The sequence below is a fragment of the Chryseobacterium sp. JV274 genome, assembly GCF_903969135.1.
In the GTDB taxonomy this organism is placed as follows: Bacteria; Bacteroidota; Bacteroidia; order Flavobacteriales; family Weeksellaceae; genus Chryseobacterium.
This window is the reverse complement of the sequence record NZ_LR824569.1, coordinates 3,877,763-3,889,485: the sequence shown is the minus strand read 5'-3', so window position 1 is coordinate 3,889,485 and position 11,723 is coordinate 3,877,763. Positions and strand designations below refer to the sequence as shown.

Annotated in this window: 10 protein-coding genes and 11 tRNA genes; all 21 read right to left on the bottom strand. The window is 35.7% G+C overall.

Annotated features, from left to right (window positions below; genetic code table 11):
- The 21 genes from CHRYMOREF3P_RS18040 to CHRYMOREF3P_RS17940 all read right to left on the bottom strand — a co-directional run bounded on the left by CHRYMOREF3P_RS18040 (window position 1) and on the right by CHRYMOREF3P_RS17940 (window position 11,721).
- Window positions 1–2,697 (bottom strand): DUF6493 family protein, encoded by a 2,697-nt coding sequence (locus CHRYMOREF3P_RS18040; protein ID WP_180565179.1) that lies wholly within the window; start codon window positions 2,695–2,697, stop codon window positions 1–3.
- 91 nt (window positions 2,698–2,788) lie between these two features.
- On the bottom strand, window positions 2,789–3,583 hold the full coding sequence (locus CHRYMOREF3P_RS18035; RefSeq protein WP_180565178.1) for a hypothetical protein: 795 nt from the start codon (window positions 3,581–3,583) through the stop codon (window positions 2,789–2,791).
- 397 nt (window positions 3,584–3,980) lie between these two features.
- Complete coding sequence (locus tag CHRYMOREF3P_RS18030) at window positions 3,981–4,532, bottom strand: 3'-5' exonuclease (protein ID WP_180565177.1); 552 nt, start codon at window positions 4,530–4,532, stop codon at window positions 3,981–3,983.
- 95 nt (window positions 4,533–4,627) lie between these two features.
- Window positions 4,628–5,170, bottom strand: a complete 543-nt coding sequence (locus CHRYMOREF3P_RS18025) for a 3'-5' exonuclease (protein ID WP_175627195.1) — start codon at window positions 5,168–5,170, stop codon at window positions 4,628–4,630.
- Window positions 5,171–5,284: 114 nt separating this feature from the next.
- Window positions 5,285–5,848: a metallophosphoesterase family protein gene (locus CHRYMOREF3P_RS18020; RefSeq protein WP_077413922.1), complete on the bottom strand. Its 564-nt coding sequence runs from the start codon at window positions 5,846–5,848 to the stop codon at window positions 5,285–5,287.
- Window positions 5,849–6,029: 181 nt separating this feature from the next.
- The gene (locus CHRYMOREF3P_RS18015) at window positions 6,030–6,974 is read right to left on the bottom strand and encodes a peptidase (protein WP_180565176.1); all 945 of its coding nucleotides are present in this window, start codon (window positions 6,972–6,974) and stop codon (window positions 6,030–6,032) included.
- A gap of 199 nt (window positions 6,975–7,173) precedes the next feature.
- Entirely contained in the window at window positions 7,174–8,190 is a 1,017-nt protein-coding gene (locus CHRYMOREF3P_RS18010; protein ID WP_180565175.1) for an RNA ligase, Rnl2 family, read from the bottom strand.
- 6 nt (window positions 8,191–8,196) lie between these two features.
- Window positions 8,197–8,760, bottom strand: coding sequence for a DinB family protein (locus tag CHRYMOREF3P_RS18005; RefSeq protein ID WP_077413919.1), 564 nt, complete (start codon window positions 8,758–8,760; stop codon window positions 8,197–8,199).
- Window positions 8,760–9,131 carry a cyclic-phosphate processing receiver domain-containing protein gene (locus tag CHRYMOREF3P_RS18000; protein WP_180565174.1) on the bottom strand — a complete coding sequence of 124 codons (372 nt, stop codon included), beginning with the start codon at window positions 9,129–9,131 and terminating at the stop codon, window positions 8,760–8,762. Before CHRYMOREF3P_RS18000 ends, CHRYMOREF3P_RS18005 begins: the two co-directional genes overlap by 1 nt.
- A gap of 78 nt (window positions 9,132–9,209) precedes the next feature.
- Complete coding sequence (locus CHRYMOREF3P_RS17995) at window positions 9,210–9,695, bottom strand: ribonuclease H-like YkuK family protein (RefSeq protein ID WP_180565173.1); 486 nt, start codon at window positions 9,693–9,695, stop codon at window positions 9,210–9,212.
- Between the two features lie 100 nt (window positions 9,696–9,795).
- A tRNA-Trp gene (locus tag CHRYMOREF3P_RS17990) sits at window positions 9,796–9,866 on the bottom strand.
- 184 nt (window positions 9,867–10,050) lie between these two features.
- Window positions 10,051–10,123 (bottom strand) — tRNA-Phe (locus CHRYMOREF3P_RS17985).
- Between the two features lie 56 nt (window positions 10,124–10,179).
- Window positions 10,180–10,255: transfer RNA gene (locus CHRYMOREF3P_RS17980), tRNA-Leu, on the bottom strand.
- Between the two features lie 351 nt (window positions 10,256–10,606).
- Window positions 10,607–10,678 (bottom strand) — tRNA-Glu (locus tag CHRYMOREF3P_RS17975).
- Between the two features lie 77 nt (window positions 10,679–10,755).
- A tRNA-Tyr gene (locus tag CHRYMOREF3P_RS17970) sits at window positions 10,756–10,842 on the bottom strand.
- 130 nt (window positions 10,843–10,972) lie between these two features.
- Window positions 10,973–11,054: transfer RNA gene (locus tag CHRYMOREF3P_RS17965), tRNA-Cys, on the bottom strand.
- Window positions 11,055–11,276: 222 nt separating this feature from the next.
- Window positions 11,277–11,348: transfer RNA gene (locus CHRYMOREF3P_RS17960), tRNA-Asn, on the bottom strand.
- A 4-nt stretch (window positions 11,349–11,352) separates the two neighbouring features.
- Window positions 11,353–11,426, bottom strand: a tRNA-Ile gene (locus CHRYMOREF3P_RS17955).
- A 5-nt stretch (window positions 11,427–11,431) separates the two neighbouring features.
- A tRNA-Glu gene (locus CHRYMOREF3P_RS17950) sits at window positions 11,432–11,503 on the bottom strand.
- A gap of 6 nt (window positions 11,504–11,509) precedes the next feature.
- Window positions 11,510–11,581 (bottom strand) — tRNA-Pro (locus CHRYMOREF3P_RS17945).
- A gap of 68 nt (window positions 11,582–11,649) precedes the next feature.
- A tRNA-Asp gene (locus CHRYMOREF3P_RS17940) sits at window positions 11,650–11,721 on the bottom strand.
- Window positions 11,722–11,723: the final 2 nt, after the last annotated feature.

The following is an 11,723-nucleotide window of genomic DNA, read 5'->3' as shown; positions in this document are numbered from 1 at the left end:
CTATTTTTTCAGAAGAAGACTGCAGATTTTTTTCAGACTTGAATTTTCTTTCCAGCTATCCAGTTTCCCGATTATCTCCCTATTGGCTTCTGAGTGATTCAAGGCCAATACTTCATGGTAGATCTCCAGAATCTTTTTCAGATTGGTAACCGGCGTTTCCATTTGAAGCAATATATTGGAAATCAATTCTTCCAGAGCAATATTATGGTTCTTACTTACATTCAGCATATGATGCTGTATAAGATCTGTCAATCTTTTAACAGGAGCCCATTCCAGCTTTTCATGGAGACCGATTACTCTTCCTAACCATGCATTATCCATCGTTTGGGAAGAAACGTGTTCCAGCCAAATTTCAGCTGCTGTACCACGGATCGTTTTATCGCTGTCCAGGAAAATAGTTCCTAAGAACAAATACCCGATTTCATCCAAAGGTTTTTTGATCTGATAAAGCGCATTCGCAGTATTCAAAACCAGGCTTCTTTCATAAACTTCGGCAATTCCTGAAAAGAAAAGGCAGTGCTTGATTACTTTTGCCAAAGCATTTGCCGGAGTATTCGGAAAGCACAGCATCAAAGCAGGGATTTCGGTAAGTTCTTTCTGTTCGGCAATGAAATATTCCACGAATAAAGGGTCTTTCCTTTTTACAAGATGATATTTGGGAAGAACAATTTTCAGCTCTACAGGATAATATGAGTTTTTCTTATTATCGATGGTTTTCCATTTGTAGACCCCTGAAAAGAATTCTACAGGAATATCATCATATCCAAAACTGCTGAATTCTTCAAACACAGTTTCCGGTGAACGGGTAATTCCCGCAGTCATCCACCATGAAGGGTGTTCAAATTTTCCTTCCGGTCTAGCATTTTTGCCAAAGAAGAAAAGTAACAGTTCTTTATATTCTCCCTTTAATCTTTTTTCAGCTTCTATCACAGCTTCTGAAGTATTGTCTAAAGCACAACGCTGCAATGCCAGCTGAATATCAAGATGATGAGGTACGATATTATTATTCTGATAGCTCTCTAATCTTTCCACCAGTGTAACAGGGGAAATCCAGCATGGAGCATGGGTAACCGGGAACAATAGCGGGATTTTATCTCCTGACTTTATTTTTTCATACGCATAAATAGCAAGCTCTTTAAACGCGATTCTGGCGGGGCAATCTGCTCCTACATTTTCAATCGGTCCCAATTTTTTCTGATAATTGGAGTAAGATTCTCTTTCGGCTTCCTCATCTTTGGTTTTATGGTAAATTTTTTCCAGGTTTTTAAGCTGAATCGGATATTTTTCCAGTAAATCCAAACCATAGTTAATAATAGCATTGCATAGTAAAACATTCAGATAGGGAACTTCCCATTTCGCAATTGTTTTACAGGCTTTCAAAAATACGGGTTCTATTAATTTCACAGACTCAGCATTTACATCACCGGCAAAACGGATAAATCCAGCCAAAGCAATATCACAATGATGACTGTACGGATCATCCATGGCCACAGGAAGATAAAACATCAGGTCTTCAAAGTTCTCAAGTACTTTCACCGCATTTTCTTCTGGAGTCAGAGATAGTTTTTCTGAAGCTATTGCCTCAAGCTCTGGTTGTGTTTCTTCAATATATTTTATAAGAAGAGGACGCACATTAGTCAGTATATTATCCGAATAGTGTGAAAGAGCTTCTATCATATTTTCTGAAGCCGGAATATATTTAAGGATAATTTTCGCAGCTTTTGACTGTACTCCATCATCTTTGCTGACAAATGCTGTACTTAGAGCCATTCCCAGCATTTCAGGATCTATTTTCTTTCTCTGAAATATTTTTTCGGTCAGTACCAGACTGGAAACAACCACTGTTTTTACTTCCGAGCTCAGCAGATTCGGAAGGTAATGGGAAAACTCATCATTCTTAAAATCAGGAACTCCCACAATTTTTTTCAAATGTGATAATATGGTATTCACAGCTTTTGACTGTGAGGAGGCCAACCCTGCAAGCAATTCATCCTGCAGCTCAGAAAGTTCTTCTTCAGTTGGTTTTAATGATGTAAATGCATCCATAAACCAGCCCGTGACATTTTTATTAAAATTTCTGTTGGAAGCCAGAAGGCATTCTTTTAAAAATCTTTTTCTTTCAATCTTTTTTTCTGTGATCAGTTTCTGAACGATAGGAAACCATTCTTTACGGAAAGGTAAAGATTTGGAAGGATATTCACATAAGTACCAAAAGTGGGTATTAAGGGTTTCGGGATGACGGTCCAGTTCAGCCGGATAATTACTCAGATGATGTCCCAGCAATTCCGGTTTGGGCTGTACATAGCCTTTTTCTGTCCATCCTAAAATATCTTTATAGTTAAACGCTGTAAATTCAGCTTCTACGGATTCATTGATAAAGTCTGAAAACCATTCTGGGCAGCCCCACTCCAGAATCTGTTCGGTCTGTTCTGCATTACGGAAAAGACTCCAGTAGTTTTTACCGAAATTCTTTTTATCCATACAGACAAATGAAGCAATATCAATAATGGAATGTTGGCTTACAGATCCTGCCGTGTGGTAGGAGTTTTTAGTCATTACAATTTTACTGATTTCCCTGTCCATTTTCTTTATAGAGGGCACCAGGGTTTTCCTTTCTTCAATACTAAGTTCTTTTAGAAAAGGGATAATCTCATGTATCTTTTCCTCATTAAGGATCTCATAAAGTCTTTCTTTCATGCGCTTCTAATTTGATGTATAAATTTGTTTCAGGTTATTCATTTTTTCCATTCTTCCAGCAGTCCGATAATTGTCTTGGTCTGGTTCTGCTTTACCAGTTCATAACAAAAATTGGAGAGCTTTTAACATTAAAAATTGATTTCTCAACAGCTGAAAGAATGGGGATCAGCAGTTTTCTGAAAGCTATATTTCGATTGGTAATCAGGTTGATAAGTTTTAAAAACTTTTCTGTAAGTATCTTTACTATTGTCCATTCAAAACTGACCTTTTTACCGATTGATATTTCTAATCTCTGTTTCTTAAAATCATCCGAAACTGTATTGTTTAATAAGGCTTCAAAAGCCGTACCAGAGAGTGTTTCGTATTTATTAAACAGTCCCAAAGAGAGGAATAAATAATGCATCTGCAGAGAAGATGAATTCAGCTTCATCCAAACATCCGGAAACGCCATTCCTTCCTTGGTATTATATTGATATACAGCACTTGATAAAATTTCATTGCTTTTCATTGAAAAAAAAGAATCTGAAAAACAAAGTCTCTTATATAAAATTTTAAACAGGCCATTATGATAAACACAACGATAAGAATTGAATAAATTGTTCAAAAAAGAGGTATTTTCAAGAAGGTGATTTTCAAAGAATTCGTCGACAAAATAAGCCGGTATTACAACATATCCGGATTTGTCATTGTACTCATTTCCCGCTTTGCAGCAAATCAAAGAAGCCAATACACAAATTGTATTGCGGCTCAGTTTTTTATTATTATATTTTTTTAAAAGAACAGCAACTTCTTTTTTACCTTTTGGTGTAAGCTTTTTAAGAAAAGGAGTAATTTCCTTTATTTTATAGTTTAATTTTTTTATCTCAAAAACACCATCAATAAGCATAAATTCATTCTTATCAGCTAAAATATAAAAAAATGACTGGCAGACAGTAAATTATCCCATTAAAGTGAATTTTTTAACAAAATATTAAGTTAATAAAACAACTGATACCATCACTTTGACAACATAAAAACAATTCCCTGTTTAAAGATATATTAATAAAAAAGTGTCTAAAGACTCTCTACTTTGATATTTACACATTGTTTAGTGTCTTAATTTTAGAATTTATAATACCTTGTGATGAAACCATTATATTGCACAGATACGTTAATTTTATTTAAAATATCAAAATCAGGATGATAATTCATTAAATTTTATACACTTACAAAATAAAAAAAGACTATCTCATGCTTTGAGACAGTCTTCATTTTTAAATTGATCTGTTGTAACTTCAGATTATTTAATAATTCTTCAGACACCAATGCAGAATCTTTGCAATGTTTTTGGCATCATCCACTCCTCTGTGGTGTGTACCTTCTAAAGTCATACCCAATTCACCCAAAGCCCTGTTCATCCCAACACTTTTCCTGATGGTAGGATGAGTTTGTCCGAATAATGTTTTCACATTGATATGGTCATCACTCATAGGATAATCTGTATAGAACCTTCTTGCCTGGTTCTGAAGCATATTCAGATCGTAGTTTCCGTAGCTCGCCCATGTAAGTTCTTCTGAATCATATTCTGCTCTCAGAATATCGAATGCATCATCCAGCATGATTCCTTCATCATCCAGCATATTTTGGGTAAGAGTAGTAAGTTCCGTACAGAACGGACTTACTTTTGAGTATTGGGGCTTTATTAAAATCCCTTCATTTTTGGAGATCTTACCGGTCTTTGCATTCATGATGCATACCCCAATTTCGATGATCTCGCTTTCCTGACCTCTTGGCGGGTAGTTTTCCCAACATGTTGCTTCAAGGTCTACTATTAATATGTTTTCTGTTGTTTTCACTTGTTTAAAATTTAATTGTTAAAGGATGGAAGAGGGAAGTTTTACAGCATGTGATTTACTTCCAGCTCCCAGCTTCAGTCATCCATCCTAATTATTTACAGAATCTTACTTAAAATTCTGGCTGTATTGTAAGCATCATCTGCTCCACTGTGATGGGTGCCTTCAAAGTCCATATTCAGATAGCTCAAGGCTCTTTTAAGCCCTATTTGTTTGTGCAGTCTGAAATGTCTTCTGAATTCATGCATCACATTCATATAGTTTTCTGAAAAAGGGTTTGTTATTCCAAGCCAGTCACACTGTTCTATGATCTGTTCTCCATCAAAGTTTCCGTATCCTGCCCATGTAAGTGGCGCAGAACGGTATTGATCTCTGATCATTTCGCAGGCTTCTTCAAAATAAATTCCTTTTTCTTCTATCAATTGAGGAGTAATTCCGGTCAGTTTTGTACAGAATCTGTTGATTTCTGATCTTTCAGGAATTACATAAATGCTTTGTTTTTGGGAAATTGCTTTTGATGTTAAGTTTAATTTGCAAATCCCTATTTCTATAATATCGACTTTCTGCCCGATGGGAATTCTGTCGTTTTCCCAGCACGTAGCTTCCAGATCAATAATTATGATCTCATTGGTTGTTTTCATGTTATTGTAAAATGTACAATGCAAAAAGTAAAATGTATGATGAAGGCTGTTCAATACGCAATGAAATATTATTTTCATTTTTCCTTCCATCAAATCATTACTTATTACTTGTAATTAATTTCTTGGAGCAAATGGTGGTGTCCACTTTTTCCTTTTCATCAATTCTTTGACTTCTTCGTAGGAAACCGGGTAAAAATCGTGGCAGTCTACTCCTACGTCAAAGCTGAGTGCCATCTCATCATCCGGCAATGTCCCGTGTGAATGGCCGTATAACTGCCAGACACCGCGGTGTGAGCCATTCCAGGTACGCATAGCATAGTGGAAAAGAATAATTTTCTGTTTTCCGTTGCTGTTATCTGCTTCATCAATTTTCAGTTCGTGATAATCTCTGATGGAAGCAAACCGCTTGGGATATGTGAGAGCAGCACCTTCGTGATTACCTTTGATGAGATGGATATTACCATTCAATCTATCTAAAATCTCTTTTGTAAAATCTGGTTTCCCAAGGCTCATATCTCCTAAATGGTAGACTGTATCACCGGGTTGAATTTTTTTGTTCCATCTTTTAATGAGTTCTTCATTCATATGATCCAGAGATTCAAAAGGTCTTTCTGAAAATTTTATAATATTTTCATGACCAAAATGATGGTCAGCTGTAAAAAATATATTGGGTTTCATTTTTTTTTTAATTGTTTTTAACTACAACATTCCCACTGTCATTCCAAATACAGTCTGAGAGTCTGTGGAAAAGTGAATAATCTATCTTCATTTTGAAAGAGATTCTTCCTTCGTCAGAATGCCAACTACACGTATATGCAATCTGTGGATTTTATAGTTTTTGTTTAATAAATATTTTTAATTAATTCTTACGAAATGCTTTATAAAAAGCAGTTTCAATTTCTTCCTGATCACGCTCCGTATATCTTCTTGAAAAGTGAATCGGGGCTGCATCTTTCACCTGGCATTCATTCATTATTTTTCCTGATGCAGAAGCAAAACTATGGTAATTGATCTTTGCAAATTCCTGATCTGTATCTTTATAAAAGCTTTCAATATACACGAGATCTGCTCCTCCAAATACAGTTCTTATTTTTTCGTAATTGTTTTCTTCTGCCGCATGATCCATGATGACACCAAGCTTGTATCCGGTATTTCGGGTTAACAAATGAAAGAGATCTGCTGCGTTATAAACAGTTCCTTCAATTTCAATTTCTTTGTCTCCATCATTATTTCCAAAAGCGGTCTTCAACTCGCTGATCCACTTTCCCTTTCTAAAGCCGGAAATATTTTCATTAAATCTTACCGAATCTTTTTCTTTAAACAGATAAGCGATGGAATCTGTTTTGTGATCCAGAATAGCAAAATCAACGTTTACATATTCGTCTTCAAAAAGGAAATCTTGGGTATTAATTAGTTCCACATTCCAATGTGGCGGATGAAGGGCGTAGATATTAATTTCATCTTTTGAAACAATCTCACGAATTTCATATGCAATTGCCTTTTCATCGATCAAATTCCAGGTGTAAGATTTTAACCTTGCTTCAACCTGCTGATGAATATTTTTTGGTCCACAGATCACCACTTTTTCTCCACTTCCGATCTGATACCTGAAAATTCCATCGAAATTTGAAAAATGATCAATATGGGTATGACTGATGAAGATGGCTGATGTAGACTGTACCTCTTTCACAGTCAATAAACTCGCTTCTCCACAATCACACAAATAGTACTTTCCTGAGTTAGGGACTTTGATCAATATACTCATGTCTTCTTTTAAAAGACTTTTTATTTCTGCCTGTAACATAGTTTTTTCTTTTTTTGAACCATAAAAAATATCCATAACGCCTGTCATTCTGAAAGAATCTAACCTCTATTTTTATCTATCGAGATTCCTATCGGAATGACAAACTAGCTGCTTAGTAAAAATCAAAGATTTTTGATACTTATCTTATTTTGATGGTTAAGTTTACACATAAAAAAGTTTCGGTAAAAAATTACCGAAACTACACTTTAAGAGTCATCAACTCTTCTTTTATAAAATCAATTGCTAAAGAATTCAATTTTTTATTGATCCTTTTCTGCTCGTCTTTTTCAATAGCTGTGAAAGCTGCCGGAAAGTCTTTTTGGAAATCCTCTAAAATATCCTGTGAAAAAAGACCAATTACCTTTCCTATCATTTTAGGTTGGAATTCGCCGATTTTGCTTACCACATTATTTAATCTGTTGGCTGTAGCATATTTTTGGATTTCTTCCCAGATCTCCTGAGCTTTATCACTGAAATGAACCTGTTTCTGAACAGTTTTACCTTCTTTTTTAACCATTTTGGACTTTTCGACCCACTTTTCATTCTTATTTTTCAGAATAATTCTTGCACCGTTTCCAAAGTATTTGGTTTTCAAAGTTTTTACAATGGTACCTTCACACATATTGTTCTCCAATTCAGGAAGTCCCAGCCAAGCTGGAATTTTTGAATTGAAAACATTGGGGAATTTCAAAGCGTCCTCAAGAGTTCCCTGGAACAAGATTTTAGCATAGAAAAATCCTGTCTCCTCAAAAATCTGATTGACAACGTCTGTATCCAAATAGGTAATTCCATTCAACTTGATATCGAAAGCGTAAAATTCGTTGTGAGGGGCATATTCAATACCTTTCTGTACCTTCACAGTATCTTTTACGGGTTCCACTTCATTATGTTTGTAGCCGCCACCGAACAATTCACCGTAGATCACTACAGTTTCTACATCCGGGTAAATCGTTTTCACTTTTTGAAACACTTCTATTACATTTTTTTTATAGCGTTCCAACATCTGATGTGCATTGAAAAATTTCTCATCTTTTTCGATGAAAGCAGTTCTCTTCGCAATTTTAATTTCCTTTCCATCGGTAAAGAAAGAGAAATTAGCTCCGTGAACTTTTTCCTGTACTATGAAAACCTCATCCCCAAAACCCTGCATTCTGATCTGTTCGATCACGCGGGCCTGGTAAGCATTTTCTATAGAGTTATATGTTTTGAAAATCATTTTGTTTTAGTTTTTAATCGTTTCTGATTCGTTTTTTTTCATCTGGGTAATATGCCTTTGGGCATGAAGTGACAGAAAATAAATATATTCATATACATTAATTTTCCCCAGTTCATTCACCGTCATTGTTGTTTTATACAAGAAACCTTCACCATTTTCCATTACTTCCAGATATTGTAAACACTGAAGATATTGCTGAGTAATCAGACTTCTGATTTCATCCAGATTCATTTCTCCTTTCGGTTCCATATGTTCCGGTCTTATCCATTCAAAAGCGCCATGTTCACCTACCGTGTCAAAGTTTTCCTTATTGAAACTGTAGTTTTTAATTTCAGATTCAAGGTCAAGATTCAAAGAATTTTTCATTGCTTTCTTGAAACCTTTTTCAATAAGGATTAGCAAGTAAAAATTCGTAAGATAAATATGTTCTAAAATCTGTTGAATCGTCCAACCTCCGTTTGAAGGTTGATAATTCAACGTTTTTTTATCTTTTTTAAACCATCTGTCCACGTCATCAAATGTGAGTTTCAGATGAGTTTTTATATCTTGAATATATCTAAAAATGTCCATTACAGTTTTTTAAAGTTTTTTAAAAGGCTAAGAATATTTTCCTTTCCTACAGGATTCATAGAATGACAATAGAATTTTGGAAGATCAAGATAATTATCCATACAATATTCTATCAGCCATTTGGCGCAGTCATATCCTGTTTTTTCGACAAATTCCTGAGAATCCGGCTCCAAATAGTGTTCATCTGCCAAGTCATGGTCAAAAGAAATCATTTCCGGAAGTCCTTTTTCCAAAATCCTGTTGACAAACTGTTCGTAATTCCGAACGATATTCCAGTCACTTCTGAGGAAAATCTCCTGTTTGGTATAATGATATGCCTCAACCGGATATCTTATATCATCCAGAAATAATAATCTTTTTGTCATTTCCATTGTTTCGTTAATTTATTAGAAGCTTGATACTTAAATATTATAATGCTAAAAACTTCCAGCTTCTGACTTCTTATCTGTTTAAACCATCATATCCGCACAATTGGAACTTGCGAAGGCAAAAGGTTTCGCTTTAAACACATATCCCATTCCCAGAATGTATCCCATTGCATCTTTTAATGCGACATTGGATTTAAAATCGGGGTCGGTATTAATGTCTGCGTGTACCTCCATTTCCACACCATAAGTATCCAACACAGAACAGATCGCGGATGCAATTTCAACGGATTTGTTGACCTCATTCAGCATTCGCTCCTTGATACTGATATTCTGTATTTCTCTTTCTTTTCTGATAAAGGTAAACGCTCCTTTTCCCTCACGAATAAATACTACTGCCGTAGCATAACTGATGGCATCTCCGTACACATGAGAGTCTGATCCTACACATACTTTCAGACGGTGTCCGTTTGCCTGTTCGCGGATGATGGCTTCTTCTACCAGCCGTGTGATAGAGTTGTGGAAAAATTTTCCGTTCATATTCTGCCATGTTTGTTGTTGCGTTTCCATTTTTTCTACATGTTTTAATTCATAAATGATTGTTGATAATTGATAAATGATCACTAGCTGTTATAATTTCTAACTTCTAGTTTCTAATTTCTATTTTTTGCACTCCGAACCGGACTCGAACCGATACCATCAGTTTTGGAGACTGAGATGCTGCCATTACACTATCAGAGTAAACGTTGTTAATTCATCAGGACTCGAACCTAAACTCCAAGAATCAAAATCTTGTGTGCTGTCTATTACACTATGAATCAGTATTTAAATTAATGAGTAATAAGTAATTGGTAATGAGTAATGCCAGAAATCAGTCAGGTATCAATGATTACTCATTGCTCATTACTTATCATTCATGTTTTTGTGGAACAGACAGGAATTGAACCTGTACCTCTAGTTTTTCAGACTAACGTGCAGGCCTTCTACACCACTCTTCCGGATTTAATAAATAATGAGTAATTTTCAGATTATAGCATTATTTAGTATTTATGTTTGGTACGGGAAGAGGGATTCGAACCCCCAAAAGCTTGATCCTAAGTCAAGAGTGTCTGCCATTCCACCATTCCCGTGGCATTTATATATAATGAGTAATTTTTGTACAGCTTATTACTTATTGCTCACTATTCATTGCTTATCATATTGTGTTTAGGTTTGAGAAAGCTCTGTCTGTTTATAAATTATGCCTGCTAGTATTTGTAAAGATCTTCTGCGCCTGACAAACCTTTCTCATTTCCTAATGTATTTTGTTTTTTTAAAAAGTAAAAGGCTGTCTATTTTTATTGACTAAAGATCTTCTGCTCTTGACAGACCTTTTCTCTTTTCTTCATTTTTTTTGTGAATGGTAACTGGCCAATTTTTAAAAAAATCTGAACTTTCATGGTATTATATCGATTCAATATTGACCAGCTATTCACATCCAGTACTCTATAAGGGAATCGAACCCTTATTTTCTGCTCGAAAGGCAGGCGTCCTCACCGTTAGACGAATAGAGCTTAACCCCACTGACCAGGAATCGAACCTAAACAACAAGAGTACATTTCCTGCATGCTGCCATTACATTATCAGTGGCTGGTGGAAGTAGTAGGATTCGAACCTACTCAGCAATGAAGCAACAGATTTACAGTCTGCCCCGACTCTCCAACTTCGGCGTACTTCCGGATTTCATGAGTAATTAATTCTTTGTGGAGTAAATAAAGTTTGTCATTATTTTTTTGTTTGATATAAGATCGTCTATGCTCGACAAACTTTTATTTTTTCTCCTGAACTAATCTCATTTTAGTTTATTGAGATGGTTATGGGATTCAAACCCACTCAGTTTACACAACGGTTTTGCAGACCGCCCCGACTCTTCCACTTCGGCGAACCATCAGATTAAAAAATAAAGTCTGTCTTAATTTGTTTGATATAAGAACTTCTGCGCTCGACAAACTTTATTTTTACCTAAAAATTTATAAATGATATCTTCAATTCTAACTGTCTTTGGAGAGATCAGAAAAAGTTTGTCAGTATTTTCTGTGTTTGGCGTAAAGATCTTCTGCTCTCGACAAACTTTTACTTTTTCTCCTGAAACAATTAACAATTAGTTACCTGCGATTTTGGAAAGATTCGAACTTTCAACTTCCGGTTTAACAGGCCGGTGCTCTACCATTGAGCTACAAAATCATTGTAATTCCGGAAGGACTCGAACCTTCAACCTTCGGTGTATCAGACCGATACTCTAACCACTTGAGCTACGAAATCATTTGTATTCCATAAGGGGATCGAACCCTTGTCGTTCGGTAGAAAGCCGAATGCACTTACCACTATGCTAATGGAACAAATTGTCTGGAAAGCAAGATTCGAACTTGCGACCTCCCGCGTCCAAGACGGGTAAACAACCACCGTTATCTTTCCAGTTTTGCAGATTCACTTTAAAATTCTTTTCCGAGAGACAGTCGGAACCGAAATCTTTTATGAATCTTTGCGGTCTATGCGAGAATCGAACTCGCAGTGCCCAAGAGACAGTCGGGCAGGTTAGCCATTACCTCAATAGACCTT

Bases quoted from the DNA above. Each gene is read 5' to 3' on its own strand.
- CHRYMOREF3P_RS18040 (WP_180565179.1), bottom strand. From the start codon at position 2,697: ATGAAAGAAAGACTTTATGAGATCCTTAATGAGGAAAAGATACATGAG.
- CHRYMOREF3P_RS18035 (WP_180565178.1), bottom strand. From the start codon at position 3,583: ATGCTTATTGATGGTGTTTTTGAGATAAAAAAATTAAACTATAAAATA.
- CHRYMOREF3P_RS18025 (WP_175627195.1), bottom strand. From the start codon at position 5,170: ATGAAAACAACCAATGAGATCATAATTATTGATCTGGAAGCTACGTGC.
- CHRYMOREF3P_RS18020 (WP_077413922.1), bottom strand. From the start codon at position 5,848: ATGAAACCCAATATATTTTTTACAGCTGACCATCATTTTGGTCATGAA.
- CHRYMOREF3P_RS18015 (WP_180565176.1), bottom strand. From the start codon at position 6,974: ATGTTACAGGCAGAAATAAAAAGTCTTTTAAAAGAAGACATGAGTATA.
- CHRYMOREF3P_RS18010 (WP_180565175.1), bottom strand. From the start codon at position 8,190: ATGATTTTCAAAACATATAACTCTATAGAAAATGCTTACCAGGCCCGC.
- CHRYMOREF3P_RS18005 (WP_077413919.1), bottom strand. From the start codon at position 8,760: ATGGACATTTTTAGATATATTCAAGATATAAAAACTCATCTGAAACTC.
- CHRYMOREF3P_RS18000 (WP_180565174.1), bottom strand. From the start codon at position 9,131: ATGGAAATGACAAAAAGATTATTATTTCTGGATGATATAAGATATCCG.
- CHRYMOREF3P_RS17995 (WP_180565173.1), bottom strand. From the start codon at position 9,695: ATGGAAACGCAACAACAAACATGGCAGAATATGAACGGAAAATTTTTC.